General features: G+C 65.6%; 26 protein-coding genes. 16 read left to right on the forward strand and 10 right to left on the reverse strand.

Going from position 1 to position 25,669, the window contains the following annotated elements; translation table 11 throughout:
- Positions 1-458 (forward strand): DUF2147 domain-containing protein (locus XI03_RS04815; protein ID WP_271591482.1); only part of this gene is annotated, 458 nt, incomplete at its 5' end.
- 269 nt (positions 459-727) lie between these two features.
- Positions 728-2,182 (forward strand): FecR domain-containing protein, encoded by a 1,455-nt coding sequence (locus XI03_RS04820; protein WP_271591507.1) that lies wholly within the window; start codon positions 728-730, stop codon positions 2,180-2,182.
- Between the two features lie 157 nt (positions 2,183-2,339).
- Here XI03_RS04820 and XI03_RS04825 read toward each other — a convergent pair whose 3' ends face one another.
- Both XI03_RS04825 and asd read right to left on the reverse strand, forming a co-directional pair.
- On the reverse strand, positions 2,340-2,909 hold the full coding sequence (locus tag XI03_RS04825; protein WP_212475189.1) for an NUDIX hydrolase: 570 nt from the start codon (positions 2,907-2,909) through the stop codon (positions 2,340-2,342).
- Positions 2,910-2,978: 69 nt separating this feature from the next.
- The gene (gene asd, locus XI03_RS04830; protein WP_271591483.1) at positions 2,979-3,842 is read right to left on the reverse strand and encodes an archaetidylserine decarboxylase; all 864 of its coding nucleotides are present in this window, start codon (positions 3,840-3,842) and stop codon (positions 2,979-2,981) included.
- 35 nt (positions 3,843-3,877) lie between these two features.
- Between asd and XI03_RS04835 the strand changes: the two genes are divergently transcribed.
- Positions 3,878-5,542 (forward strand): aminotransferase class III-fold pyridoxal phosphate-dependent enzyme, encoded by a 1,665-nt coding sequence (locus tag XI03_RS04835; RefSeq protein WP_271591484.1) that lies wholly within the window; start codon positions 3,878-3,880, stop codon positions 5,540-5,542.
- A 290-nt stretch (positions 5,543-5,832) separates the two neighbouring features.
- On the opposite strand, the gene XI03_RS04840 is transcribed toward XI03_RS04835, so the two are convergent.
- The 3 genes from XI03_RS04840 to XI03_RS04850 all read right to left on the reverse strand — a co-directional run bounded on the left by XI03_RS04840 (position 5,833) and on the right by XI03_RS04850 (position 8,395).
- Positions 5,833-6,492 carry a hypothetical protein gene (locus XI03_RS04840; RefSeq protein ID WP_095426050.1) on the reverse strand — a complete coding sequence of 220 codons (660 nt, stop codon included), beginning with the start codon at positions 6,490-6,492 and terminating at the stop codon, positions 5,833-5,835.
- A 125-nt stretch (positions 6,493-6,617) separates the two neighbouring features.
- Positions 6,618-7,307 carry a class I SAM-dependent methyltransferase gene (locus XI03_RS04845; protein ID WP_271591485.1) on the reverse strand — a complete coding sequence of 230 codons (690 nt, stop codon included), beginning with the start codon at positions 7,305-7,307 and terminating at the stop codon, positions 6,618-6,620.
- A 35-nt stretch (positions 7,308-7,342) separates the two neighbouring features.
- Positions 7,343-8,395, reverse strand: a complete 1,053-nt coding sequence (locus tag XI03_RS04850) for a glycosyltransferase family 4 protein (RefSeq protein WP_028145560.1) — start codon at positions 8,393-8,395, stop codon at positions 7,343-7,345.
- Positions 8,396-8,669: 274 nt separating this feature from the next.
- On the opposite strand from XI03_RS04850, the gene XI03_RS04855 reads away from it, so the two are divergent.
- The gene (locus XI03_RS04855; protein ID WP_095426047.1) at positions 8,670-9,386 is read left to right on the forward strand and encodes a L,D-transpeptidase; all 717 of its coding nucleotides are present in this window, start codon (positions 8,670-8,672) and stop codon (positions 9,384-9,386) included.
- A 114-nt stretch (positions 9,387-9,500) separates the two neighbouring features.
- Positions 9,501-9,920 (forward strand): c-type cytochrome, encoded by a 420-nt coding sequence (locus XI03_RS04860; RefSeq protein WP_442869694.1) that lies wholly within the window; start codon positions 9,501-9,503, stop codon positions 9,918-9,920.
- A gap of 216 nt (positions 9,921-10,136) precedes the next feature.
- Here the strand turns inward: XI03_RS04860 and XI03_RS04865 are convergent, their stop codons facing one another.
- The gene (locus XI03_RS04865; protein ID WP_038971273.1) at positions 10,137-10,361 is read right to left on the reverse strand and encodes a hypothetical protein; all 225 of its coding nucleotides are present in this window, start codon (positions 10,359-10,361) and stop codon (positions 10,137-10,139) included.
- Complete coding sequence (locus tag XI03_RS04870) at positions 10,354-11,145, reverse strand: DUF899 domain-containing protein (protein WP_442869695.1); 792 nt, start codon at positions 11,143-11,145, stop codon at positions 10,354-10,356. The genes XI03_RS04865 and XI03_RS04870 overlap by 8 nt, the downstream gene beginning before the upstream one ends.
- A 153-nt stretch (positions 11,146-11,298) precedes the next feature.
- On the opposite strand from XI03_RS04870, the gene XI03_RS04875 reads away from it, so the two are divergent.
- The 8 genes from XI03_RS04875 to XI03_RS04910 all read left to right on the forward strand — a co-directional run bounded on the left by XI03_RS04875 (position 11,299) and on the right by XI03_RS04910 (position 20,867).
- Positions 11,299-12,519: a helix-turn-helix domain-containing protein gene (locus XI03_RS04875; RefSeq protein ID WP_271591488.1), complete on the forward strand. Its 1,221-nt coding sequence runs from the start codon at positions 11,299-11,301 to the stop codon at positions 12,517-12,519.
- Positions 12,520-12,548: 29 nt separating this feature from the next.
- Positions 12,549-13,190, forward strand: a complete 642-nt coding sequence (locus XI03_RS04880; protein WP_212475181.1) for a Vgb family protein — start codon at positions 12,549-12,551, stop codon at positions 13,188-13,190.
- Positions 13,191-13,312: 122 nt separating this feature from the next.
- On the forward strand, positions 13,313-14,881 hold the full coding sequence (locus XI03_RS04885) for a DUF4403 family protein (protein WP_271591489.1): 1,569 nt from the start codon (positions 13,313-13,315) through the stop codon (positions 14,879-14,881).
- Between the two features lie 136 nt (positions 14,882-15,017).
- Positions 15,018-16,127: an ABC transporter ATP-binding protein gene (locus XI03_RS04890; protein WP_271591490.1), complete on the forward strand. Its 1,110-nt coding sequence runs from the start codon at positions 15,018-15,020 to the stop codon at positions 16,125-16,127.
- A gap of 48 nt (positions 16,128-16,175) precedes the next feature.
- Positions 16,176-17,234: an ABC transporter substrate-binding protein gene (locus XI03_RS04895; protein ID WP_271591508.1), complete on the forward strand. Its 1,059-nt coding sequence runs from the start codon at positions 16,176-16,178 to the stop codon at positions 17,232-17,234.
- A 22-nt stretch (positions 17,235-17,256) separates the two neighbouring features.
- Complete coding sequence (locus tag XI03_RS04900; RefSeq protein WP_271591491.1) at positions 17,257-18,519, forward strand: ABC transporter permease; 1,263 nt, start codon at positions 17,257-17,259, stop codon at positions 18,517-18,519.
- Positions 18,516-19,343 (forward strand): ABC transporter permease, encoded by an 828-nt coding sequence (locus XI03_RS04905; RefSeq protein ID WP_271591492.1) that lies wholly within the window; start codon positions 18,516-18,518, stop codon positions 19,341-19,343. Before XI03_RS04900 ends, XI03_RS04905 begins: the two co-directional genes overlap by 4 nt.
- A 312-nt stretch (positions 19,344-19,655) precedes the next feature.
- Positions 19,656-20,867 (forward strand): ABC transporter substrate-binding protein, encoded by a 1,212-nt coding sequence (locus XI03_RS04910; protein ID WP_271591493.1) that lies wholly within the window; start codon positions 19,656-19,658, stop codon positions 20,865-20,867.
- 117 nt (positions 20,868-20,984) lie between these two features.
- Here the strand turns inward: XI03_RS04910 and XI03_RS04915 are convergent, their stop codons facing one another.
- Entirely contained in the window at positions 20,985-21,515 is a 531-nt protein-coding gene (locus XI03_RS04915) for a PRC-barrel domain-containing protein (RefSeq protein WP_018318630.1), read from the reverse strand.
- Between the two features lie 230 nt (positions 21,516-21,745).
- Complete coding sequence (locus tag XI03_RS04920) at positions 21,746-22,315, reverse strand: hypothetical protein (RefSeq protein WP_271591494.1); 570 nt, start codon at positions 22,313-22,315, stop codon at positions 21,746-21,748.
- 180 nt (positions 22,316-22,495) lie between these two features.
- Here XI03_RS04920 and XI03_RS04925 point away from each other — a divergent pair, with 180 nt between their 5' ends.
- Together XI03_RS04925 and XI03_RS04930 are read left to right on the forward strand one after the other, a co-directional pair.
- Positions 22,496-23,281 carry a response regulator gene (locus tag XI03_RS04925; protein ID WP_028145573.1) on the forward strand — a complete coding sequence of 262 codons (786 nt, stop codon included), beginning with the start codon at positions 22,496-22,498 and terminating at the stop codon, positions 23,279-23,281.
- A gap of 14 nt (positions 23,282-23,295) precedes the next feature.
- Entirely contained in the window at positions 23,296-24,618 is a 1,323-nt protein-coding gene (locus tag XI03_RS04930) for an ATP-binding protein (RefSeq protein ID WP_271591495.1), read from the forward strand.
- 1 nt (position 24,619) lies between these two features.
- Here the strand turns inward: XI03_RS04930 and XI03_RS04935 are convergent, their stop codons facing one another.
- The gene (locus tag XI03_RS04935; RefSeq protein ID WP_028145575.1) at positions 24,620-24,835 is read right to left on the reverse strand and encodes a hypothetical protein; all 216 of its coding nucleotides are present in this window, start codon (positions 24,833-24,835) and stop codon (positions 24,620-24,622) included.
- 243 nt (positions 24,836-25,078) lie between these two features.
- On the opposite strand from XI03_RS04935, the gene XI03_RS04940 reads away from it, so the two are divergent.
- A complete protein-coding gene (locus tag XI03_RS04940) occupies positions 25,079-25,636 on the forward strand; it encodes a lytic transglycosylase domain-containing protein (RefSeq protein WP_271591496.1) in 558 nt (185 codons plus the stop codon).
- Positions 25,637-25,669 lie beyond the last annotated feature (33 nt).

Genomic DNA, 25,669 nt, shown 5'->3' on the forward strand with positions numbered 1-25,669 from the left:
CCGCGGTCACGGCTCCCGCCGCTCCGGCCGCGACGGTTGCTGCCGCGCCGTCGGTCGGCTTTGACGCCAATACGCAGCCGGCGCCCGTCGCGGCTCCTGCTCCTGCACCCGCGCCGGTCGCAGTTGCTCCGGCGCCCGCTCCGGCCCCTGTGGCCGCCGCGCCTGTGGTGGTCGCCAACACGCCGATCGGCGTCTGGGCCACCGAAGAGAACAAGGGCAATGTCCGCGTCGAGCAGTGCGGCGCCAATCTCTGCGGCTATGCCGAAAAGACCAATGCGCGCATCCTGATCAACATGAAGCCAGAGGGCTCGAAGTGGAGCGGCCGCATCCACGATCCCGACTCCGGCCGCAATTACGACTCGACCATCGCGATGAAGGGTCCGAATGCGATGCGCGTGCAGGGTTGCGCCTTCGGCGGCATGTTCTGCGGCGGCCAGACCTGGAAGCGCGTGAGCTGACACCGCAGGTGTCATCCCGGGGCGATGCGAAGCATCGAACCCGGGATCTCGCGCGGCGAACTCGCACCACAACTTCGAGATTCCGGGTTCGCGACTTCGTCGCGCCCCGGAATGACGAGTAAGAAGGCGGCGCCAAATCCCTCACCGAACGTGACGTCTGAACGTTCGGCCCTCCTCCTGCCACACACGTTCATCCACCATTCAGGTCCCCCCGGCTGATATCAACCGATCTCGCCTCGCGTTCTCACCGGGACTTCCTCGTGACATCAATGCTGGCCTGGCGCCGCTTCGTGTTCGCGCTCGTGCTGCCGGCATTGCCGCTGGCAGGCGCGAGCGTTGCGATCGCATCCGATGCGATCGAAGTCGCCCAGGCCCAGCCACAAGCGCAGCCGGCGCCAGCGCCCTCCCCAACGCCATCGGCTTCACCGACACCGGCCGCGGACGCACAACCCGCCGCCGTCGAGCCGATCGGCAACGTTGCGACCGTCACGGGCATCGCGACCGTGATCCGCGACAAGAATTCCTATCCGCTGCGCGTGCGCGACGACATCTATCTCAACGACGTGGTGCAGACCTCGTCGAACTCCACGGTCGGCATCACTTTCGACGACGCCACCACGTTCAATCTTTCAGCCAGCTCGAAGATCACCATCGACAATTACGTCTATGAGGACGGCGGCAAGCAGAACTCAGGGATATTCGACGTCGGAAAGGGCACAGTGGCCTTCGTTGCAGCTGCGGTGGCGAAGACCGGTAACATGAAAATCACGACGCCGACCGCGACGCTCGGCATCCGCGGCACCACCGGCGTCGTCGAGGTGCCTGAAGGCGCGGCAGCGAGCAGCGCGCGCAACGTCAACATCAAGCTCTATCCCGACGCCGACGGCCGCGTCGGCCACATCGACGTCGACGACCGCACCAGCGGCACGCGGCTCGGCGCGCTGACGCAAGGCGCGAGCGGCTTTGCGATCCGGCCCGGCGCGGCCACTGCCGGAATCATGCGCTTCGCCGCGGTGCCGATTACGATTCCCGCGCAACAGATCGCACGCGATCGCGGTTTCGTCGGCCAGGTGCATCTGGCGCAAACCACGGGCCGCCAGATCGTCACCGAGCAGCGTGACTTCCGCCGCGCCAATCCGACCGCGCTCAGCCGCATTCCGCGGCCGGCCCAGGCGCCGCAGCAACAACAACTGCGGCCGACGACCGCACCTGGCCAACAGCCGCAGCGGCCGAACGGCCAGCCCGGTCAGAACAACCGTCCGGGTCAGCAGCAGCCGGGCACGCCGGGCCGGCAAGGAACGCAGCAGCCGCAGCGGCAAGGACAACAAGGACAAGGCGGCGTCGTGCAACCGGGCACGCCGCGTGCGGGCCAGGGGCAACTGCCGCGAGGACAACAGCAACAAGGCCAGCCGCAGCACGGCCAGCAGCAAGGTGCAGGGCGTCCAACGCGCCCTGGACAAGCCACCCCGCCGAACGCCACGCCGCAAACACAGCCGCAGCGTGGTGGGCAGATTCAGCCCGGAGGAGTCGTGCCGTCACAGCCGGGTGGGACTCATCCGCAGCCGCAACTGCCGCGCACCGGCATGCAGCCGGCCCATCCGCCCGCAGTCCAACCGCCGGGCATGCAGCGACCCGGCGGCTTCCAGCAGCGCCTCCCTGCCGCGCAACGCCCCGTAGCGCCGCGCAAACCGGCGCCGGCTCCGAAGGAGAAGGAGCGGCGGTAAAGTTCGGCGTGCATGAGCGCGCTCGGTGCGCTTCCTCGCCTGAGGGGCTGCTTCCGCAGAAATAGTGGCAGTGAGACTCGCGGAGAGTGCCCTCACCCGGATTGCATCTACGATGCAATCCGACCTCTCCCCGCAAGCGGGGCGAGGTGAAGACAACTCACGCCTCGCCGCGCAGCCAGGCCTTCACCTTCTGCAGGAGACCATGCCGCAGCTCCTCGACGGATGCGGCTTCGGCCGGCGTCAGCGTCTGCAGCGTTGCATCGATATCGTCGGCCGCGAGCGGCGGCGTCGGCTCGGGCGCGGGCGGCGACGCCAGCCCCGCTGCCGCAAGCGCGATCGGGCCGATCTGGGTCAGAAAGGCGCGCTCATATTCGCGCGACAGGCGCGAAAGCGCGTCGTCCAGCGGCAGCCAGTCGACCGCCTTGATGTCGTTCATCAGCTTGCGGACCGGACCGCCCTCAGCTTCCATGCGCCAGAAATGCACGACCTTGGAACGCCCGCCGGACTGATAGACGAGCGTGCCCAGGAATTCGTGGATGGCGACGTCGTGTCCAGTTTCCTCGAGCACCTCGCGGTGCGCGGCCTGTTTCGGCGTTTCGCCGTCGTCGAGCTTTCCCTTGGGCAAAACCCATTCGTTGCGCTTGCGCTGGCGCACGACCGCGATCAGCGGCACAGCTCCACGCCGCAGCACAATACCACCCGCCGCCATGACCGGCGCTCGCGCCATCACTCACATCCGTGTCGATCTATGCATCCCCACAGGACGATATAGGCGTCGGACGCGGCGGATTGAAGGCTATCCTCTCCTCAACAGCGCTTGACCGGCGCGAATGCGCGTGCCCTCGGCGATGCCGTCGCAGAAGGTGAAATCGCCGGGCGCGAGGATGATGATGGTCGAGCCGTGCTCGAACCAGCCGAGCTCCTCGCCCTTGGCCACGTTGACGTCGCAGGGGAAATTGACCGGGCCGCGGGTCTGCGCGTTCAGCACCATGTCGAGGAAGTGCAGGCGGATGCTCGCGACCAGGATCGCGGCAACCGGCACCAGCGTCACGGCCTCGCCGGTCGCTAGACGCGTCCGGATCACGGCGCGCTCGTTCTTGCAGAACAGACGCTCGACCCGCTTCAAGGCGATCGGGTTGACGTTCCAGACATCGCCATGGATCAGCGTGACCCGCTCGATATGCGCACCATGGGGTGCATGGAAGCGGTGATACATGCTCGAGGTCAGCCGCAGCGTGACGAAGCTTCCGTCGCGATGCTGATCAACCAGTGCGGAATCGCCGAGCAGGTCGAGCAGCGAATAGGGCGCGCCCTTGACCTGAAACAGCTCGGTGTCGGCGATCTTCCCGTGGGCGCCGACGATGCCGTCAGAGGGGCTGGCGACAGTGGAAGGATCCGGATCAAAGGGTCGCAGGCCCGGCTTGAGCTCCCGGGTGAAGCAGTCGTGCAGACTCCTGAAATGAGTCTTGCGCGCCTCGGACAGATCGAGGTCGGAAAACAGCTTCCACAGCGCGATCGAGAAGTCCCGCACGAGCGGATTCTCGATCTTGGAGAACCAGCCCATGAAGCGGGTCAGGGCCGCGCGGGGGATGCGGTTGGTCAACAGGAAGTTGAGGTCTTCCTGCTGGGTGAAAGAGGCGATGAGGGCTTTGACTGTCATGAATCTGTCAGCTCACAGTATTAGCGCTTGTTGTCATGGAAACGACACTCCCGATTCTCTCGATGTCCGTGGCCGCCGCAGCGTCTGCTGCCGCCGTCCTCCCGAAGATCAAGGCGCGGGTCGAATTGTCCCGCGCCAAGCACCGGTCGCTCGCCGGGCACTCCAAGATGTCGCGCCGGGTGGCAAAGCTGCTCCCGTTCTACGAATTCGAGGGCGACAAATATTTCGGCTGCGACGGCGCGCCTGATAACGTGGTGGCGCAGCGTAAGGACGCCTTCTTCCGCCTCGCCAAGCTTTACGCCGAGCGCTACCCCAGGGGTCGCGCGATGACGAAGGAAGCGGCGGAAACGATCTCCGACCTGAACTTCACCGAGAGCTACCGCGTGCCGTTCCAGTTCTCGCGTCTCGTCCGCGAGCACCTGGGCACCTCGACCTTCATGGAGTCCTCGCGCGGCGTCACCGTCACGGACGTCGACGGCAACACCTCCTACGACCTCACGGGCTCCTACGGCGTCAACATCTTCGGCAACGACTTCTACAAGGAGTGCATCGAGGGCGCCGAGAAGCGGGCGCATGCACTCGGCCCCGTGCTCGGCCCCTACCATCCCGTCATCCTCGAGAACGTGCAGCGGCTCCGCCAGATCTCCGGCCTCGACGAAGTCTCGTTCCACATGTCCGGCACCGAGGCCGTGATGCAGGCGGTGCGGCTGGCGCGCTACCACACCAAGCGCACGCATCTGGTTCGCTTCGCCGGCGCCTATCACGGCTGGTGGGGCGACGTGCAGCCCGGCGTCGGCAACCCGATTCCGGCGCACGAGACCTACACCCTCGCCGAGATGTCGGAGAAGACGCTGCACGTCCTGCGCACGCGCAAGGACATCGCCTGCGTGCTGGTCAACCCGCTGCAGGGCCTGCATCCCAACGCCAACGCGCCCGGCGATTCCTCGCTGGTCGACTCGTCTCGCGGCGGCAATTTCAATCGCGCGGCCTACACCGAATGGCTCACGAGGCTGCGTGAAGTCTGCACCGAGCGCGGCATCGTGCTGATCTTCGACGAGGTCTTCGTCGGCTTCCGTCTCGCCGCCGGCGGTGCCCAGGAATATTTCGGCGTGCGCGCCGACATGGTGACCTACGGCAAGAGCCTCGCCGGCGGCCTGCCGGTCGGCGTGGTCTGCGGCAAGAAGGAATTGATGCGCCGCTTCCGCGACGACCGCCCCGCCGACGTCTGCTTCGCCCGCGGCACCTTCAACTCGCATCCGTACGTCATGACGGCGATGGACGAGTTTTTGAGCCGCCTCGCCTCCCCGAATTTCCGCGCCATCTATGACGGGCTGGATGCGACCTGGAACGGCCGCGCGCAGAAACTCAACCAGATGATGACCGACGCCGGCCTGCCAGTACGGTTCGCCAACTTCTCGTCGATCTGGACGGTGAAATACACCACCCCGTCCCGCTACAACTGGATGCTGCAATATTACCTGCGCGCCGAAGGCCTGTCCTTGAGCTGGGTCGGCACCGGCCGGCTGATCTTCAGCCTGAACTACACCGACGCCGACTTCAGCGAAGTCGCCGAGCGCTTCGTCCGCGCCGCCGGGAAGATGAAGGCCGACGGCTTCTGGTGGCACGATGGCGTGCTCACCAACAAGAACATCAAGCGGCAGATCTTGAAAGAGATGCTGGCCAAGCGCTTCGGGCGCTGAGGCTTTCTCACTCTCACCCCCGATCACCGCCCGCCCTTCTCCCTCGCCCCGCTTGCGGGGAGAGGGTTGGGGTGAGGGGGACTCTCTGCGCGCGCGGTGAGAGTTGGCGGACAGCCAGCTAGTAGCGCCCCTGTGGATAGCACCCCTCACCCGAATTTGCGCTACGCGCAAATTCGACCTCTCCCCGCGCGCGGGGAGAGGTGAAGGAGCAGCCCCCAAGACGTGGATGCCCGGGACAAGCCCGGGCATGACGTAGGCCATGGACATTCGCGATCCGGGCAACGGCCGTGTCAGGCGTGCTGCTCTTCGAGCGTGGGCTCGCCGATGAGGCCCAGCGTGTGCTCGGGATTGAGGTGCAGGCCGGGGTCCATCAGCTCGCCGCGCATCAGGGCGAGCGGCGCGCTGCGATAGAGCATCAGATCGTGGAAGGGATCGGTCAGGATCTTGGTCATCCAGACGAGGCCGGTCTCGACGTCGCGAATGAAGAACAGGTGCACGGTGCGGAACAACAGACCGCCGCCGCCGACCACGAGCCAGATCTTGGCAACCTGCCGCATGAAGTCGGTCGCGCTCGCCCAGGGGGTGAACAGGCCGAACAGCGAGGGATCGGCGAACAGCACCAGGGGCGAAGCCGCCCAGATCGCCATCAGCACCACCTTGCGCTGAAGATTGTAGCCGACCTTGATCTCTTCCTTGTGCTCGTGGGTGGCCTGGTTGATGTGGTCGTAGCCGTGCGGCTCGAAGAAGAAGTGACCGGCCTGGCGCGAGGTCATCGAGACCAGCCAGCCGACCAGCGCGGAGACGACAGGGTCGATGAACAGCCAGACATAGGCGAAGAGAAAGCTCAGCGCGCTGATGAAGTGCAGGCTCTGGTTGATGCGGCTGTGGTGATAGTAGCGATGGTCGTCCCAGCGCTGGATCCGCAGCTGCTCGAGATAATTCTTGATCATGCTCTCCCCCAAAATGCTTTCGGGTACGGGATTACAGGGATTCGATGTAGGCCGTGTGACATCATCATTTTGTCATGTGACGATGTGCAGCGGCGCGATGACGCACGCGACGCGTGAGCTTCAGCTCACGCCGCTTTCGCGACGTCGACCTTGCGGAAGCGCACCAGTGAGAAATGGCCGAGCGGCGGAATCAGGCGGCGCTCGGCGAGCTCGATGCCGTGGGCGCCGGCCAGCCATTGGGCATAGCGCGACCAGGCGAACTCGGCGGTGCGGAAGCCGAGCGGACGCACCACCGGCTGCAGCTTCTGCTCGATGAAGCGGCGCATGCCGGCATCGGCGCTGACGCGGGTGAGGATGATCAGCTCGCCGCCGGGCCGCAGCACGCGGGCGAATTCGTCGAGCGCCTTCTCGGGGTTCGGCACCGCGGTGACGACATATTGCGCCATCACGACGTCGAAGGAATTGTCGGGGAATTCGAGCTTCTCGGCGTCCATCACCGCGAGGCCTTCGACGTTCTTCAGCTTGCCTTCGGTGACGCGCTGGCGCGCCTTGTCGAGCATCGCTTCCGAGATGTCGGTGCCGAAGATGCGCAGGTTCGGTGCATAGAGCGGCAGCGAGATGCCGGTGCCGACGCCGACCTCGAGCACGCGGCCGCCGATCTTGTTGGTGGCCGCGATCGCCGCCTGCCGGCCCTTGGCGAACACACCGCCGAACACGAGATCGTAGACGGGCGCCCAGCGGTCATAGGCCTGCTCGACCGTGCCACGGGTGAGATCGAGCTGCTGGGTGCCGTCAAGGTTCATGATCTTAGCCATCGATGAGGTTCTCGCTGTGGGTCAGACGTTTGGGATCAACCGCGCACCGGCCGCCGCGCCATCCGAGGCGAGGCGCGCAAGGCGCGGCTGGGCTGAAGTGAGGTGAGATTGCCGACGAACTGGCGCGCGCTGTTTTCCCAGGAACGCTCCAGCGCGAAGTTACGGCAGGTCTCGCGCGACATGGTGAGCGCGCGCAGGCACGCGGTACGCAAATCGTGGTCGATCGCGCCGATCGGATGATCGGCGATGACGTCCTTGGGACCCGTCACGGGAAACGCCGCAACCGGCGTGCCGCAGGCCAGCGCCTCCAGCTGCACCACGCCAAACGTATCGGTCAGACTCGGAAACACGAACACGTCGGCGGCGGCGAGATGCGCGGTGAGATCCGCGCCCTTCTTCTCGCCGAGGAACACCACCTCCGGATATTTCTTCTGGAGCGCCGCCTTCTGCGGGCCGTCGCCCACGACCACCTTGGTGCCGGGCAGATCGAGCGAGAGAAACGCTTCGAGATTCTTCTCTACCGCGACCCGGCCCATGGTCATGAAGATCGGCCCCGGCAGATCGAGCCGTGCCGGCGAGTCGGGATGAAACAGCTCGGTGTTGACGCCGCGCGTCCAGAAGCCGAGCCGCTTGAAGCCGCGCTCGGAGAGCTCCTGCCGCAGCGAGGGCGTCGCCACCATCGTCATCGCGGCGGCATCATGGAAGTGGCGCAGCACGGCATAACCGACGGCGGCGGGGATGCCGGTCCGCACCGAGACATATTCGGGAAAGCGCGTCGTGTAGGACGTGGTGAAGGCAAGCCGGTTGCGACGGCAATAGGCTCGCGCGGCCCAGCCGATCGGACCTTCGGTCGCGATGTGGAGCGCGTCCGGCGCAGCCTTCTCGATCCGCCGCGCGATCTCCTTTCCACTCGGCAGCGCGATGCGCAGGCCCGGATAGGTCGGCAGCGGCCAGGACGGAAAGCCGTCCGGCGTCAGGAAGTCGATCTCGACATCGAGGGCCTTGGCGGCATTCGCCAGCGAGGTCAGGGTGCGGACCACACCGTTAACCTGGGGATGCCAGGCGTCAGTCGCGATTAATACCCGCATGGGGAAATCCCGAGAGTTTGATGATTCTCGGTTTCCGACCATCAACGAAGGATATTTCAGGCGTGTGACGTCACAGAAGTGTCGGCCCACCGTTTTGTTCGTTAACGGGCACCTGCGGCCACGAAACTGTCATGAAACAATCCTTGCCGCCGTGAAACCGTTTTCGGTTTTCCGCGCAAATGTCCCGAAACGTTTTGCGGTTAGTGATCTCAGCAACAGAGCACCGCAACGGTGCCGCGGTGGCCGAAACCACCGAGCAAACAGGGGCGATCACATGTTCAATCTGGATACGTTCAAGACGTTTTCGCGCGCCGTTGCGCTCAGTGCAGTCGCGGTCTCCGCGATCGCATTCGCGGGTAGCGCCAAGGCCGCGCCGGTGCAGCTCTTCCCCTTCTTCCAGCCGCTGCCGCCGTTCGCCGCGCCGCAGCCGATCCAGCCCTATCAGCCATACCAGGCGCCGACCTATCAGACCGAGCCGTCCGAGGACCAGGACGCCGTGGAGATGCCGGCGCGCTTCCGCCGCCAGACCGTCTCCTACGCGACGCGTGAGGCGCCGGGCACCATCATCATCGATACGCCCAACACCTATCTCTATTATGTGCTCGGAGGCGGCCAGGCGCTGCGCTACGGCATCGGCGTCGGCCGCGACGGCTTCACCTGGTCGGGCACGCAGTCCGTCACCAGGAAGGCCGAGTGGCCGGCCTGGACCCCGCCGCCGGAAATGATCGCCCGCCAGCCCTATCTGCCGCGCCACATGGCCGGTGGCCCCGGCAACCCGCTTGGCGCCCGCGCCATGTATCTCGGCGGCACCATCTACCGCATCCACGGCACCAACGCCCCCGACACCATCGGCAAGCGCGTCTCCTCCGGCTGCATCCGCCTGACCAATGATGACGTTTCCGACCTCTACTCCCGCGTCAACGTCGGCACCAAGGTGATTGTGCTGCCGATGACGGAACGGCGCGCGGAGCTCGGAACCGCGACGCGCTGAACCGACAGGACATTGTGACGCAAACGGCCCCGGAACATCCCCGGGGCCGCCTTCGTTTGCCCTCGACATTCCGGCGCGCGCTTGCTGCGGCGCGGGTCCCCGATGGAGGCGCAAATGCAACCACGCCTGCAATCCTCGCCGTATCAGTGGCTGCGCCCAGTCGCCGGTGCCGGAGCGTTAACGCTGCTCGTGTCCGTACCCTCCTCGCTCGCGCAGCAGCCGGCGAGCGACGCGGCAGCTCAGCAGGCCTTCAACAATTCCTGCCGCACCTGCCATTCCGTGAAGGAAGGCGACAATCGCCTCGGTCCCAATCTCAACAAGATCGTGGGACGCAAGGCCGGCTCGCTGCCGGACTACAACTACTCGTCCTCGATGAAAGAGGCCGGCTTCGTCTGGGACCAGGACAAGCTCACGCGCTTCATGGTCAAACCGGACGAGGTGGTGTCGGGCAATAAGATGCAGCCCTATGGCGGCGTCTCGGCGGAGGACGCGGCGAAGGTGGTGGCGTATCTGCAGGCGGCGGGCGGGCAATAGTCGCGTGGGCGCCGCGTGTGAGGCTTGCATTCGAAATCTCAGCGCATCCTTCGAGACGCCCGCCTGCGGCGGGCCCTCAGGATGAGGGCGGAGTGTGCGGCAGCTCGTGCTCACGCAGCTATTGCACCAGGGCGCGAATGCCAGTTAGCCTCATCCTTGAGGAGACCGCGAAGCGGTCGCCTCGAAGGACGAGGCGTTCACACCGGCGGAAATCGCTCATCCGCCGGTCCTCTCTGAGATCAATCGCAGCCACGCCGCTGAATGAAACGCGCTCATCAGCAGATACATCGGCACCATCTCGCCGAGCGAAGACCCGCGCCCGGCGGCGCACAGCATGTCCGCCTGACCGCCGCCGATCATGGCCGTCAGCCCGGCCATGATCGCAAAGGTCGGCGTGGCCGCGAGGCCGAGCCATCTGGCAAGGCTGGCGGCACTAGTCACGACCTTCCGCCGCCTCCTGACGAAACGCCTTCTCGCCGGCGTCCGAGATCTCGACCCACTTCTGGTCGGGCGCCGCGCCTTCGGTGTAGCTGTCGTGCCAGTTCCACCATTTGTAGGTCGGCGTCTGCGGATAGCCTTTTGGCGAGTCTTCCCAGACCTCCTGGCGGCCGAGCGGCGTGATGTCGAGATAATTCCAGGTGCCGCCCATCTGCTCGTCGCCGCGGCTCTTGATGAAATAGGTGCGGAAGATGCGGTCGCCGTCGCGGTAGAACACGTTCGTCCCGTGCCATTCGTCGACGCCGAAATCGGCATCAAAGCTGTCGGTGACGGTGACCCACGGCATGGTCCAGCCCATATGCTTCTTCAGCCTGATGATGTCGGCTTGCGGCGCCCGCGAGGCGAACACCAGCGTGGTGTCGCGAGCGTTGAGATGCGCGACGTGGGCGACCTGGTCGGCCACCATGGAGCAGCCGCGGCAGGCGTGATCAGGCCAGCCGAACACGCCGGGCTCGAAGAAGGCGCGGTAGACGATCAGCTGCCGTCGGCTCTGGAACAGGTCGAGCAGGCTGACCTTGCCGCCGGGCCCCTCGAACGCATAGGTTTTGCTCACTTCCATCCACGGCATGCGCCGGCGCTCGGCGGCTAGGGCGTCGCGGGCACGGGTATGCGCCTTTTCCTTCACGAGCAGTTGCTGACGGGCGGCCTCCCAATCCTGCGGCGACACCACCGGCGGTGTTTGCATGTCGGCCTGTCCGTTGTTCCGTTCGTTTTGGGCTAATGTCATCATGACTCTCCGAATCTCTTGCCTGACGTCTTGCCTGGGCGATCACTCCGCGTCTCGCGGAACCGCTCGCCCTTCACCGCACCTTGTCGGCCGTCAACGAATTCTGGCACCTCGTGGTTGCGCGGTGGGAGTAACAAGTGTGGCGGGATTGACATGGAGTCGCTGATCACGGCCGCAGCGCGCGCGCTCGAGGCCGGCGATCCGCTCGGCGCGCTGAACCGCGTTGCGTTGCGCAACGATGCGCCGTCGCTCGCGCTGCGCGGCATCGCGATGGCGCAGCTCGGCGATCTCGCAAAGGCGAAGACGCTGCTGCGAAGCGCCGCGCGCGCCTTCGGTCCGCGCGAGGCGGTGGCGCGCGCGAGATGCGTGGTGGCCGAAGCCGAGATCGCGCTGGTTTCGCGCGATCTGAGCTGGCCGACGAAGACGCTCGCGGCGGCACGGACGACGCTCGAAAAGCACGGCGATGTCGCCAATGCCACGCATGCAGGCCACATCGAGGCACGCCGTCTTCTTCTCGTCGGACGGCTCGACGAAGCCGAGCGTATCCTCGCCGAGCTTGGCACCTCCCCGCTGCCGCCTGCCCCGCAGGTCGTCCGCGAGCTCGTGGTCGCCGGCATCGCAATACGGCGGCTCAGAACCAAAGACGCGCGCGCGGCGCTTGCCCGGGCAACCCACGCAGCGAGCCTGGCGGGCATCCCCGGGCTGACAGCCGAGGTCGAGAGCACGAACCGCGTGCTCGATACGCCCGCAGCACGCCTGATCACGCATGGCAACGAACGTCCGTTGCTGCTGGAGCAGGTCGAGGCGCTCGCGGCTTCGGACGCACTGGTCGTAGACACGTTCCATCATTCGGTGCGCAGGCGGGGCAGGATCGTCTCGCTCGGAACCCGCCCGGTGCTGTTCGCACTCGCCCGCATCCTGGCGCAGGCCTGGCCCGCGGACGTCTCGCGAGAGGCGCTGATGGCTGGGGCGTTTCAGGCGAGGCACGTCGATGAATCGCACCGCGCGCGCTTGCGCGTGGAGATCGGCCGCCTCCGCGCCAAGCTCAAGCCTGTGGCCGATGTGACTGCGACGAAGCAGGGTTTTGAACTGACGCCGCGCAAGACGCGGCAGGTCATGGTACTGGCGCGGCCCGTCGAGGAGAAGCACGCCGCTGTCCTCGCCTTCCTCTCCGACGGCGAGCCGTGGTCGAGCTCGGCGCTCGCGCTGGCGCTGGGAACCAGTGCGCGCACGGTGCAACGCGCGCTCGACGAGTTGGCGCGATCGAACAAGGTGCAGTCGTTCGGACATGGGCGGGCGCGGCGCTGGATGACGCCGCCTGTCCCGGGTTTCCCGACAGGCTTGTTACTCCCGGGACCGCTCCTGAAGACGTAAGGTAGGAGCACATCACAGGGAGCGATCACATGAAGCGTTCAGCCGCCGAGATCATCAGGGAGTACGGACCTTTTGCCGGCGTCGAGGCCGTGCATGGCGTCACCTATGACGGCAGCCATGTCTGGTTCGCATCCGGCGACAAGTTGAATGCGATCGATCCTGATAGCGGCAAGGTCGCGCGCTCCCTCGATGTCGCCGCGCATGCGGGAACGGCGTTCGACGGCCGGCACCTGTTCCAGATCGCCGAGGATCGCATCCAGAAGATCGATGCGGCCTCGGGCAAGGTGCTCGCCAGCATTCCTGCGCCGGGTGGCGGTGGCGATTCCGGCCTGGCCTGGGCCGAGGGCTCGCTGTGGGTCGGGCAATATCGCGAGCGCAAGATCCATCAGGTCGATCCGGACACGGGCAAGGTCCTTCGCACCATCGAGAGCAAGCGGTTCGTGACCGGGGTGACCTGGGTCGACGGCGAGCTCTGGCACGGCACCTGGGAGGGCGAGGATAGCGATATAAGGCGGATCGATCCTGACACGGGCAAGGTACTCGAACAGCTCGACCTGCCGGCGGGGACGATGGTGTCAGGACTGGAGTCCGACGGCGGCGACCGCTTCTTCTGCGGCGGTGGCGCTAACGGCAATGTGAGAGCGGTCCGCCGTCCCCGGCGCGGGGCCTGAATGCACGGCAGCGATGCGGTCGCTGCCGTTAGCCCGTTCGCCCCAATTCCACCCCATCGGTGCGCTCTAGCGCCCTCCTCGCCTGCCCTGTAGAATCCCTGCCGGGGCGGCTTGGGGGATCGATGCGACTGACGTTGAATCTGAAGACCATCACGATCGCCGTCGTAGTGCTCGCGGCGTCGTTCTTCATCAGCTTGAAGGCCATGGACTGGCTGTCGCCGCGCGCGACGAATTCCGCGCCGCCGGTGGCGCAACTGCCGCCGTTGCCGCCGGTCGCGAAGAGCTCGATCGTCGTGGCGCCGGTCGCCATCGCGCTGTCGGCGATCCGCGACCAGGCCGAGAAGGCCGCCCCGCGCAATTTCGCAGGGAAGGCCGACAACCCGATCTCGCAAATCCTGGAGAACGCCGACATCGGCTGGACCGCCGTGCGCGGGCCGATGGCAGCTGCCGGCGACAAGGACGTGCTGACGATCTCGACACCGCTCAGCGGCAAGCTGAACGTGACGGGCTCGCTGTCCTCGAAAGCCACCGGCGCGCTCGGCGATGCGCTCAGCGGCGTGCTCGGCGGTGACGCAGCGAAACGGATCGGCGCGGTCAATATCAAGAATCTCAACGCCAGCGCTGAGATCAAGGGCAACGTGATCGTCACTTCGCGGCCAAAGCTCGCGGCCAACTGGCATCTCGAGCCCAATCTCGGCGCCCAGGTCAATCTCGGCGACACCAACCTCAACGTCGCCGGCGCCAAGGTCAACGTGCCGGCGCAGGTCAAGCCGCTGATCGACAAGAATGTCGGCGAGCAGATCAACATCGTCTCCGAACGCATCCGCAACGATCCGAGCCTGCGCGAGAATGCGAAGCTGCAATGGGCCAAGGCCTGCCGCTCAATCCCGCTGCAGGGCTCGAGCTCCTCGGCCGCGCTTCCGCCGCTCTGGCTGGAGATGAAGCCGATCCGCGCCATTGCCGCGCAGCCGCGCGTCGATGCCCAGGCCGTGACGCTGCTGATGGGCCTGGAAGCGGAAACGCGCGTGACGTCGACGCAGACCAAGCCGGACTGCCCGTTCCCCGACAAGATCTCGATCGTGCCGCCGACCGGCACCGGCGTGAGCATCGGCGTACCCATCGACGTGCCCTTCACCGAGATCAACAAGCTGATCGCCGCGCAGATGGTCGGCCACACCTATCCCGAGGACGGCTCCGGCCCGGTCGACGTGACCGTCAAGAGCGTCAACGTGGTCCCGTCGGGCGAGCGCCTGCTGATCTCGCTTTTGGTGCGCGCCAAGGAAAAGAAGAGCTGGCTCGGTCTCGGCGCCGAGGCGACCGTGCACATCTGGGGCCGGCCGGTGCTCGACCAGGGGCAGCAGACGCTGCGGCTCACCGACATCCAGCTTGCTGTGGAATCGGAAGCCGCCTTCGGCCTGCTGGGCGCCGCGGCGCGCGCGGTGGTGCCGCAGATGCAGCAAGCACTGCTGCAGAGGGCGACGCTCGACCTGAAGCCGATCGCCGCCAACGCGCGCGAGAAGATCGCTGGCGTCATCGCCGACTTCCAGAAAAGCGAGGACGGCGTCAAGGTCGACGCCAAGATCGACAGCCTGACGCTGGCCGACATTGCCTTCGATTCCAAGACGCTGCGCGTGGTCGCGGAAGCCGGCGGCACGCTGAATGTGTCGGTGACGAAGCTGTCGGGGATGTAGCTCGCCTTCATTCGCCGCGCTTGGACGCCTCTTGATCGGTTGCGCCGCTGGCATTCTGATCGGAGGATGCTAAGCTGTTCCTCGCAACCTCGAATGAGGTGCCGACAGCACTGTAGTGGGTAAACGCGAGGTCAACATGGAAGCCGGCATGGTCACGCCTGCGCCGGCACTGGTGCGCTTTTCCGGCATTCAGAAGACCTATGATGGCGAGCATCTCGTGGTGAAGAACCTCGATCTCGACATCAGGAAGGGCGAGTTCATCACCCTGCTCGGCCCGTCGGGCTCGGGCAAGACGACCACGCTGATGATGCTGGCCGGCTTCGAGGTCCCGACCCATGGCGAGATCTACCTCGCTGGCCGGCCGATCAAGAACATGCCGCCGCACAAGCGCGACATCGGCATGGTGTTCCAGAACTATGCCTTGTTTCCGCACCTGACGATCGCGGAGAATATTGCCTTCCCGCTATCCGTTCGCAAGACGAACAAGGCGGACGTGCAGGAACGCGTTGGATCGGCGTTACGCATGATCAAGATGGAAAACCTGGCGCACCGGCGGCCCGGACAGCTGTCCGGCGGTCAGCAGCAGCGCGTGGCGCTGGCCCGCGCGCTGGTCTTCAATCCGCAGCTCGTGCTGATGGACGAGCCTCTGGGCGCTCTCGACAAGCGCCTGCGGGAGCAGATGCAGCTGGAGATCAAGCAACTGCACGAGACGATGGGCATCACCGTCGTTTACGTCACCCACGATCAGAGTGAAGCGCTCACCATGTCGGACCGCATCGCCGTGTTCAACGACGGCATCGTGCAGCAGATCGACAAGCCCGACGCGCTGTATGAGCATCCGGTGAACAGCTTCGTCGCCCATTTCATCGGCGAGAACAATGTGCTGGCCGGCACCGTCGAGACGGTCGACAAGGACTATTGCCGCGTCGCGCTGGCTGGCGGCGGCACTGTCACCGCACGGGCGGTCAATGTATCAGGCGCGGGCGCATCGACCTCGCTGTCGGTGCGGCCGGAGCGGATCACCATTATCCCGGACGGCACCTCCAGCGACGGACCGAACCGGCTGCCGGCCAGGGTGCAGAACACTATCTATCTCGGCGACCACGCGCTGGCCGTGCTCGATGTCTCGGGGAATGCCGAGTTCATGGTCAAGCTTCAGCCCGGCGCACATGACAGCCTGACACACGGTGCAAACGTGCTCGTCACCTTTCACCCCGAGGACTGCCTCGCCCTCGATCCCGTCTGATCCAGCGATCGAACTCAACGCAACGCACATGAAGAAGGAACCATGACCATGCTGAAGCGCAAGATTGGCAAGATTGCTCTGGGTTTCGCCGCGGCCTTCACCGCTAGCGCCGCGCTGGCCACGGTCGGGCAGGCGCGCGACCTCACCGTCGTGTCGTGGGGCGGCGCGTATCAGGATGCCCAGAAGAAGGCCTATTTCGAGCCGTTCAAGAAGGCGGCCGGAATTGCCATGAACGATGAATCCTGGGACGGCGGCGTCGGCGTGCTGCGTGCCAAGGTGCAGGGCGGCGCCGCCACCTGGGACGTCGTCCAGGTCGAGAGCGACGAACTCGCGGTCGGCTGCGAGGAAGGCCTGTTCGAGAAGCTGGACTATTCCAAGATCGGCGGCGAGGCGGCCTACATCCCGCCGTCGGTCAATCCGTGCGGCGTCGGCGCCATCCTCTATGACTTTGTTCTCGGCTATGACAAGGACAAGCTGAAGGAAGCGCCCAAGGGCTGGGCCGACTTCTTCGACACCAAGAAGATTCCGGGCAAGCGCGCCCTGCGTCAGGGCCCGAAGACCACGCTGGAGATCGCTCTGATGGCCAACGGCGTCGCGCCGAAGGACGTCTACAAGGTGCTGGCGACCGACGAAGGCGTCGAGCGCGCGTTCAAGAAGCTCGACACCATCAAGGGCGACATCGTGTGGTGGAAGGCCGGCGCCCAGCCGCCGCAACTGCTCGCCTCCGGAGAAGTCGCGATGACCTCGGTCTACAATGGCCGCATCGACACAGCGAACAAGAACGAGAAGAAGAACTTCGGCATGGTCTGGGACGGCGCGCTGTTCACGCTCGACAGCTGGGTCATCCTGAAGGGCAGCCCGAACAAGGACGCCGCCTACAAGTTCCTGGACTTCGCAGGCAAGGCGGAGAACCAGTCGAAACTGTCGGAGAATATCTCCTATGGCACCTCGAACAAGGACGCAGCCGGACGGCTCGCGCCGGCCGTTCTGAAGGACCTGCCGACGGCGCCTGACAACATCAAGAATGCGGTCGAGATCAACGTTGCGTTCTGGCTCGAGAACATCGACCGCCTGACCGAACGCTTCAACAAATGGGCCGCGAAGTAGCGCGCCCGGCAAGGCTCGACGAATGACGGATGCGTCCCTGTCCGGTGCCAATGCGTCGACCGAGGTGCCGCTCAAGCGCCGATTGAGGCGCGCGGAGCGGGCACGCCAGGTCAAGGCATTGGCGCTGGTCGCGCCGCTTCTCGTCTTCCTGCTCTTCACCTTCGCAGGCCCCATCGCCGGCATGCTGTGGCGCGCGGTCGATGACCGGGAAGTGCGTCAGGTTCTGCCCCAGACGATCGCCGCTCTCGCCAGCTGGGACGGCAAGGACCTGCCGGACGAAGAAGCCTTTGCTGCGCTGGCAAGCGACATCATGGCGGCGCGCGCCTCCGGCACCATTGCGATTGCGGCCAAGCGGCTGAACTACGCACTCAACGGTTTTCGCACGATCCTGACCAGCACGGCGCGCAATCTGAAGACGATGCCCGAGCCCGGCACGGCCAAGGAGACGCTGGGCAAGATCAATCCGGCCTGGCGCGAACGCACGACCTGGACGACAATCCGGGATGCCAGTGGCCCGGTCACGGGCTTCTACCTTCTGGCGGCGCTCGACCTTGTCAGGAACGTCGACGGCGTGATCGTCGCGGCCCCGACGGACCAGGCCATCTATCGCAGCCTGTTCACCCGCACCTTCATCATCAGCCTCAGCGTCACCGTACTCTGCCTGATCCTCGGCTTCCCGGTCGCCTACCTCTTGGCGACGCTGCCGCCGAGCCGCTCGAACCTGCTGATGATCTTCGTCCTGCTGCCGTTCTGGACCTCGCTCCTGGTCCGCACCTGCGCCTGGATCGTGCTGCTGCAGAGCAAGGGCGTCGTGAACGACAGCCTGCACTGGCTCGGCATCATCGACGAGCCGTTGCGCCTGATCTACAACCGCTTCGGCGTCTGCGTGGCGATGACCCACGTTCTCCTGCCATTCATGATCCTGCCGCTCTACAGCAGCATGAAGGCGATCTCGCCGGCTTACATGCGTGCCGCGGCCTCGCTCGGCGCGCCACCGGTCACCGCCTTCCTGCGGATCTACCTGCCGCAGACCCTGCCCGGCATCGGCGCGGGAAGCCTGCTCGTCTTCATCCTGGCGCTCGGCTATTACATCACACCTGCGCTCGTCGGCGGCGCCGCCGATCAGATGATCAGCTACTTCATCGCGCTCTACACCACCGAAACCGCCAATTGGGGCCTTGCTTCGGCGCTCGGTGCGGTGCTGCTGCTCGCCACTCTTCTGCTGGCGCTCGTCTATGGCAAGCTGGTGCAGGGCCAGCAGGTCACGGGAGGGATGAAGAATTGAGCGACAATGCTTCCCTCCGCACGCCCAGCCAGCGCATCGCGTGGACCGCGACCATCATTGTCTCCACGCTGGTGTTCATCTTCCTGATCGCGCCGATCCTGGCGATCATGCCGTTGTCCTTCAGCTCGGGCTCGTACCTGACCTATCCGCTGCCGGGCCTGTCGTTGCGTTGGTACGACGACTTCCTCAATTCGCCGCGCTGGATGAATTCGCTGAAGAACAGCATGATCATCGGCGTCGCCTCGACGCTGCTGTCCATGGTGCTCGGCACGCTGGCCGCGCTCGGTCTGGCGCAGTGGAAGAGCCGGTTCAAACCGCTCGTGCTGGCCTTCGTGCTGTCGCCGGTCGTCGTCCCCGGTGTCATCACCGCGGTCGGCCTGTATTTCTTCTTCGCGCCGATCGGACTGACCGGCAGCTATCTCGGCTTGATCCTGGCCCACACCGCGCTGGCGACGCCTTTCGTCGTGATCACGGTCGGCGCGACGCTGCAGAGCTTCGACACCAATCTGGCCCGCGCCGCCGCCTCGCTCGGCGCCTCGCCGCTCGAGGCGTTCCGCCGTGTGATCCTGCCGCTGATCCTGCCCGGCCTCGCTTCGGGTGCATTGTTCGCCTTCGCGACCAGCTTCGACGAGGTGGTAATCGTTCTGTTCATGGCAGGTCCGGAACAGCGCACCCTGCCGCGCGAAATGTTCAGCGGCATCCGCGAGAACATCAGCCCGACGATCACGGCAGCGGCGGTCATTTTGACGACGGTCTCGGTGATCCTCCTCGCCACCCTCGAAGGCCTGCGCCGCCGCAATGAACGGCTCAAGGGTGGCGGCTGAGAGCCGGGCGTGACTTCTCTCCTTCCCCGCAAGGACGGCGGCAGTATCGTAGGGTGGGCAAAGCGAAGCGTGCCCACGCTTCTATCGCAATGTTGGTGAGATGGTGGGCACGGCGCAAGTGCGCCTTTGCCCACCCTACGATCCTGATCTCGCTGATCCTGCTTCGCGGAGAGAGGCGAAGGGGAACACCGCCCGCCCCTTCTCTTTTTGCATTCCGCTATGGCGCACACCGCTTAGCTGCCGTGACTGATTGTCGCTAGAACAGTCCCCGTAACAAAGCCCGAATAACAACACACAGGGAGAAGAATAACCATGCAAAAACTCATCGCCGCCGTCGCGGCCGGTCTCGCCCTCGCCGCTACGTCCGGCACGGCGCAGGCGCAGATTTCCGACGACGTCGTCAAGATCGGCGTGCTCACGGACATGTCGAGCCTCTATGCCGACGCGACCGGCAAGGGCTCGCTCGCCGCCGTCGAGATGGCGGTCGCCGATTACGGCGCCAAGGCCGCTGGCAAGCCGGTCGCCGTGGTCGCGGCCGATCACCAGAACAAGCCCGACGTCGGCGTCAACATCGCCCGCAACTGGTACGACAACGACAAGGTCGACGCGATCTTCGACGTTCCGACGTCGTCGGTGGCGTTGCCGGTCTCGGCCCTGACGCGCGAGAAGAACAGGATCCACATCAATTCGGGGGGCGGCTCGTCCGATATCACCGGCACCGCCTGCTCGCCCAACACCGTGCACTGGACCTACGACACCTATGCGCTATCAAACGTCGCCGGCAAGGCGATGGTGAAACGCGGCGAGGACAGCTGGTTCTTCGTCACCGCCGACTACGCCTTCGGCATGGCGCTGCAGCGCGACGCCGCCAACGTCGTCAAGGAGAGCGGCGGCAAGGTGCTCGGCGAAGTCCGCCATCCGCTCAACTCGTCGGACTTCTCCTCCTTCCTGCTCCAGGCCCAGGCCTCCAAGGCCAAGGTGGTCGCATTGGCCAATGCCGGCGGCGACACCACCAATGCACTGAAGCAGGCGTCCGAGTTCGGCCTGACGCAGGGCGGCCAGAAGATGATCGCGCTCCTGCAGGAGATCACCGACACGCATTCGCTCGGCATCAAGGCGACGCAAGGCCTGATCGTCACCGACGCCTTCTACTGGGACATGAACGAGGAGACCCGCGCCTTCTCCAAGCGCTTCAACGAGAAGGTCGGCCACATGCCGACCATGATCCAGGCCGGGCTCTACTCGGCGACCATGCACTATCTGAAGGCGATCGACGCCATCAAGAGCGACGAGGCGCCGAAGGTGATGGCGCAGATGCGCGCCACGCCGGTCAACGACTTCTTCGCCAGGAACGGCAAGATCCGCATCGACGGCCGCATGGTCCACGACATGTATCTGTTCGAGGTCAAGAAGCCCGAGGAATCCAAGGGCGAGTGGGACCTCTACAAGCTGATCGCCACCGTGCCCGGCGACGAGGCCTTCCGCCCGCTCGACAAGGGCGGCTGCCCGCTGGTGACGCACTGAGAGCCGTCTCCCTCGCCCCGCTAGCGGGACGAGGTAAGAAATAGACACGACAGCGCGCCCGGCGAAAACCGGGCGCGCTTCGTTTAGGCAGTTACGCGGGCTGCATTACTCCCTGCATTACTCCGCGTACTTGAACTCCGGCATGTTCTTCAGCTCGTCCTTGCTGGCATTGAACACGGCATGGTCCGGATACCACTTCGAGGTGGACGACGTCGTGGTCGCAGCCGGCCTGTCGGTGCCGGTCGCAGCGCCTGTCGTGGTGGATGCGGCGGGCTTGGCGCCCGGGTTCGTGCCGGTGCCGGTATAGGCGACGGCCTCGTTGACGAACTTCAATTTCTCATAGGGCACGGCGACCAGATGCTCGCCCATGCCGAGGAAGCCGCCGACGCCGATCACGGCAATCTTGACGTTGCCGCTCTTGTCCATCAGCAGCTCGTTGATCGAGCCGATGTTCTCGTTGGCCTCGTTATAGACCTTCAGGCCCGACATTTTCGACGTACGCCACTCGCCGGAAGCGGTCGTGGTGGCCGTCGTCGCGGTGGCCGCGGTCGGCGCCTTGTCGGTGGTGGCGGTCGGCGATTGCGCGAACGCAACGGTCGCAAGCAGTGCGGTGCCGGCGAGGCCGGCGGCGATGGATTTCGTCAGCATGTTGTCCTCTCCTTCACAGAAAAACTCGTGTAGAGAAAACAGCGCTGATCACACGCAGTTCCGTGCGCGCCGCAATTTCGTCGCGCTATGCGCGAGCGCGAAAACCTCGCAGGGACTGTTCCTGCGTCACCCAGGAACATTTTGCGGCGCACGGTTCCCCGCCGACGATCATGCGCCCTGGGTGAAGCATGATCGCGGCGAGGACCCGCGCCGACCCGCGTCGCTCAGGGTCAGCTCTTGTAGTCGATCAGAAGCGCGGAGAAGTCGGAATTGCCGGAGCCGCCGTTGGCGCCGTAGGGCGAGCTCGATGATTGCGACTGTTGCAGCGCCTGCAGGAACTGCTGGAGGATCTCGGCGGTGGTCTGGTCGCTGGAGGTACTGCTGGTCGAGTCCGTGGACGACGCCGAATCCGTGGAGCTGTCGTCCGGCGGCGGACCGGGCGGAGGTCCGCCTGCACCACCGGGGCCGCCCGCCCCGCCCGGACCGTTCGCGAAGGCGGACTGAAACACGTTCTTCAGCTCCTCGGCCTGGTCCGAGGTCAGCGTGCCGTTCGACAACTCTTTCGAGATGAGGTCGTCGATCTTCGACTGCATCTCGTCCTTGGAGGGGCGCGTGCCGCTGGACTGGTCGCTCGACCGGCTCTGCTGGAGTGCCGTGTCGATGTCGGTCAGCGCCGTCGAGAGCGCCGACTGGTCCGAAGACGAGATCGTGCCGGCGGACACTTCCGATTGCAATTCCTGCTGCAGCCGCTGAAGCGGCGACTGGTGGTTGCCGGCGGAGGCCGCCGAAATCGAGGTCATGATGGCTCCTTGGATTTTGCGGGGTTTCGTCGCGGACCACGCCACGCTATGGTTAACGGCCTTAACGAGACCTTGCCCTTTCGCGACGGCGCGATTGCCGCCTGTTGCGGGAAGCCAACCAGAAACAATCCGAAACAAAAATCTTCGCCATTTGGCCCGAATCCTGGACAAACAAAGCGCATGGCCATTCCCAATCCCAACATCCTGGTCGTCGAAGACGACCGCGAAACCCGGACGTTGATTGCGAAGTACCTGCGCAACAACGCCTGCAACGTCACCGCCGTGAGCGACGGCCGCGAGATGTCGCGCGCCATGGCCGATCACCGCGTCGACCTCATCATCCTCGACGTCATGCTGCCGGGCGAGGACGGCCTCAGCCTGTGCCGCAAGGTGCGTGCCGAGGCGCAGACGCCGATCATCATGCTGACCGCGCGCGGCGAGGACGTCGACCGCATCGTCGGCCTCGAGATGGGCGCGGACGACTATCTGCCGAAACCATTCAATCCGCGCGAGCTGCTCGCCCGCATCAACGCGGTGCTGCGCCGCCAGGCCGCGGCTCAAGCGGCAAGTTCGATCGAAGGCGCGAGCACGCTCACCTTCGAGGGTTGGCACATCGACCTGCGGCTGCGCGAGCTGCGCAATCCGGAAGGCGCGCGCGTCGCGGTGACCAGCGCAGAATTCGATCTCCTGCGCACGTTCTGCGAACGGCCCGGCCGCGTGCTGTCACGCGACAGCCTGCTCGACCTCACGCAGGGCCGCAACACCGGCTCGTTCGAACGCTCCATCGACGTGCTGGTCAGCCGCATCCGCCGCAAGATCGAGCCCAATCCGGCCGATCCCACCCTCATCAAGACGGTGCGCTCCGGCGGCTATCTGTTCACGCCGCGAACGCAGGTCGCAGGCCCTCAAGCAGCAAGCCCTCAAGCAGCGAGCACTGAAGCGGTTGCGGCGCCCCTGAGCAGTTGAAGCGGGCGCCGAGGATGAAGCCGTTCGGATTCTTCCACCTCAAGGGGATCGGCGGGCAGATCGCCGCGCTGGTGCTGGCTTCGACCGTCGCGCTCCATCTCGTCGTCACCACCGCCTTCCTGATCAGCCGGCCCGACCGCCCCGACACGCCGCCGGACGGCGCGCATCAGCTGACCGATGCCGCGCTGCTGCTCGGCTCGGCCGAGGCCGGCGAGCGTCCGCGCCTCGTCGCCGATCTCGCGCGCGCCTTCCCCAAGCTCGGCATCGAAATGCTCGCGCCCGGCACCGCAAGCGTCGAGGAGAGCGACAATCAGCACCTGCGCGGGATGCGCCGTCATCTCGGGCGCGGCTACCGGGCGGTCCAGCTGACCTCGGACGGCACAGTATCCCGCGTCGGCGTCGCGTTGCCCGACGGCACCATGATCGCCGGGCATGTCGAGGGCGGGCCGCGGCCATGGTTCTGGGGCGCGCCGTGGCTGATGGCGCTGATGTCGGCTTTCATCTGCGTCAGCGTGCTCGGGCTGTGGGCGGCGCGCGCGCTGGCGGCTCCGCTGTCGTCCTTCGCCAAGGCCGCCGAGAATTTCAGCCTCGATGGCGGGGCGGAGCCGCTGCCGGAGCGCGGCCCGGAAGAGATCCGCTCGGTGGCGCGCGCGCTCAACCGCATGCATGAGCGGATCGCCCGCCTGATGTCGGATCGCACCAGGATGCTCGCTGCGATCAGCCACGATCTGCGCACGCCGATCACGCGGCTGCGCCTGCGCGCCGAATTCATCGAGGACGAGGGCAACCGCAAGCGGATGCTGGTCGATCTCGACCAGATGCGCGCGATGCTGGAATCGGTGCTGTCGCTGCTGCGCAACGACCGCAAGGTCGAGGCGGTCACTCTGGTCGACATCGCCAGCACGCTCCAGCTCGTCGCCGACCAGTTCGGCGACATGGGCCATGTCGTGCATTATGACGGGCCGGCGTCCGTGACCGCCGCCGCGCGGCCCGACGATCTGCATCGCGGCGTCACCAACCTGGTCGAGAACGCCGTGCGCTTTGGCGCCGAGGTGATGATCCGCCTCGACATCTCGGGCACCACGCTCGTCATCGACGTCGAGGACGACGGCCCCGGCATTTCAGATTCGCGCAAGCAGGAGATGCTCGAGCCGTTCGTGCGCGGCGACGATGCGCGCACCATGGACGAATCCACCGGCTTCGGGCTCGGCCTGTCGATCGCGCGCGCTATCGCGCTCGCCCATGGCGGCGAGCTATCGCTGCACGACCGCAACCCACATGGACTAATCGTACGGATGCAATTGCCGCTCTGGCAGCAGCCGCGGCTCGCCGCCTGACTCAAGCCGCGAGCGGCGGGTGCTCGATGGCGGTCTCGTCGAAGATGGCCACGGCCTCGAAACGATAATTGCAGGCGTGGCAATTCCAGAGATAGGAGACGCGCCCCTCACCCGGCTCGATCCAGTCAGGCTGCGGGATCGGCGTGCCGCATTGGGCACAGGGGTTCTGTCTGGGGATGTCGCCGGCATACAGCCTGGCCATGTTTGATTTTGTCATGGCACCTCTCCCGATTTGCAGCGTCTTCTTACTCGCTTTCGCTGGCACGCGCGAATAGACAGGCGTGCTGCCGCGAGCGGGGGTCGTCCGCCCCCGAAGCTCTCTTGCGCCAGCTTTGAGTCGTAACAGCGGCTCGGCACCGCAAAATCGGGCGATGGCGGCGTTTGGTCACATCATCGCCGCGTTCGGAAGGCCTAACGACGACTGGGCGCAGGTCACTCTAGGGGACCTCAGGGATATCTGATGAAAATTTTACGCATTGCCGCGCTGCTCGCGGCCGGATTGACATTGCCGCAGGCCGCAATCGCGGGTGAAGCTGAATATGCCGAGATGGTCGCGGCCCATGCCCGCGCCAACGGCGTGCCGGAAGCGCTGGTGCATCGCGTGATCATGCGCGAGAGCCGCTACCAGCCACACCTCGTCGGCCGCGGCGGCACCATCGGGCTGATGCAGATCAAGCTCGCGACCGCCCGCGGGGTCGGCTACACCGGCGACGCCGCCGGTCTGCGCGATCCCGACACCAACCTCACCTATGCCGTGAAATATCTCGCCGGCGCCTATCGCGCCGCCAATGGCGACCACGCCCGGGCCGTGCGTTATTTCGCCGGCGGCTATTACTACGCCGCCAAGCGGCAGCGGCAGGAGACCGTGCAAATCGCCAATATGGGCGAGCCCACTATGGGCAATATGGGCCAGCCCTGGCTCGAGCCGAACGGCAACCCGCAGCCGATGTTCGGCAGCGTCCCGCATAAGAAGCTGGCCCAGCGCGTCCGCAACGCGCGGGCGCAGGCGCTGAAATAACTCCCATGTCCCGGACGCGCTGCGACGCGAAGC

The sequence above is a fragment of the Bradyrhizobium sp. CCBAU 65884 genome (assembly GCF_028128835.1).
Classification (GTDB): domain Bacteria; phylum Pseudomonadota; class Alphaproteobacteria; order Rhizobiales; family Xanthobacteraceae; genus Bradyrhizobium; species Bradyrhizobium ottawaense.

Coding starts and splice junctions, on each gene's coding strand:
- XI03_RS04820 (WP_271591507.1), top strand. CDS start 728: ATGCTGGCCTGGCGCCGCTTCGTGTTCGCGCTCGTGCTGCCGGCATTG.
- XI03_RS04825 (WP_212475189.1), bottom strand. CDS start 2,909: ATGGCGCGAGCGCCGGTCATGGCGGCGGGTGGTATTGTGCTGCGGCGT.
- asd (WP_271591483.1), bottom strand. CDS start 3,842: ATGACAGTCAAAGCCCTCATCGCCTCTTTCACCCAGCAGGAAGACCTC.
- XI03_RS04835 (WP_271591484.1), top strand. CDS start 3,878: ATGGAAACGACACTCCCGATTCTCTCGATGTCCGTGGCCGCCGCAGCG.
- XI03_RS04840 (WP_095426050.1), bottom strand. CDS start 6,492: ATGATCAAGAATTATCTCGAGCAGCTGCGGATCCAGCGCTGGGACGAC.
- XI03_RS04845 (WP_271591485.1), bottom strand. CDS start 7,307: ATGGCTAAGATCATGAACCTTGACGGCACCCAGCAGCTCGATCTCACC.
- XI03_RS04850 (WP_028145560.1), bottom strand. CDS start 8,395: ATGCGGGTATTAATCGCGACTGACGCCTGGCATCCCCAGGTTAACGGT.
- XI03_RS04855 (WP_095426047.1), top strand. CDS start 8,670: ATGTTCAATCTGGATACGTTCAAGACGTTTTCGCGCGCCGTTGCGCTC.
- XI03_RS04860 (WP_442869694.1), top strand. CDS start 9,501: ATGCAACCACGCCTGCAATCCTCGCCGTATCAGTGGCTGCGCCCAGTC.
- XI03_RS04870 (WP_442869695.1), bottom strand. CDS start 11,145: ATGACATTAGCCCAAAACGAACGGAACAACGGACAGGCCGACATGCAA.
- XI03_RS04875 (WP_271591488.1), top strand. CDS start 11,299: ATGGAGTCGCTGATCACGGCCGCAGCGCGCGCGCTCGAGGCCGGCGAT.
- XI03_RS04880 (WP_212475181.1), top strand. CDS start 12,549: ATGAAGCGTTCAGCCGCCGAGATCATCAGGGAGTACGGACCTTTTGCC.
- XI03_RS04885 (WP_271591489.1), top strand. CDS start 13,313: ATGCGACTGACGTTGAATCTGAAGACCATCACGATCGCCGTCGTAGTG.
- XI03_RS04890 (WP_271591490.1), top strand. CDS start 15,018: ATGGAAGCCGGCATGGTCACGCCTGCGCCGGCACTGGTGCGCTTTTCC.
- XI03_RS04895 (WP_271591508.1), top strand. CDS start 16,176: ATGCTGAAGCGCAAGATTGGCAAGATTGCTCTGGGTTTCGCCGCGGCC.
- XI03_RS04900 (WP_271591491.1), top strand. CDS start 17,257: ATGACGGATGCGTCCCTGTCCGGTGCCAATGCGTCGACCGAGGTGCCG.
- XI03_RS04910 (WP_271591493.1), top strand. CDS start 19,656: ATGCAAAAACTCATCGCCGCCGTCGCGGCCGGTCTCGCCCTCGCCGCT.
- XI03_RS04915 (WP_018318630.1), bottom strand. CDS start 21,515: ATGCTGACGAAATCCATCGCCGCCGGCCTCGCCGGCACCGCACTGCTT.
- XI03_RS04920 (WP_271591494.1), bottom strand. CDS start 22,315: ATGACCTCGATTTCGGCGGCCTCCGCCGGCAACCACCAGTCGCCGCTT.
- XI03_RS04925 (WP_028145573.1), top strand. CDS start 22,496: ATGGCCATTCCCAATCCCAACATCCTGGTCGTCGAAGACGACCGCGAA.
- XI03_RS04930 (WP_271591495.1), top strand. CDS start 23,296: ATGAAGCCGTTCGGATTCTTCCACCTCAAGGGGATCGGCGGGCAGATC.
- XI03_RS04935 (WP_028145575.1), bottom strand. CDS start 24,835: ATGACAAAATCAAACATGGCCAGGCTGTATGCCGGCGACATCCCCAGA.
- XI03_RS04940 (WP_271591496.1), top strand. CDS start 25,079: ATGAAAATTTTACGCATTGCCGCGCTGCTCGCGGCCGGATTGACATTG.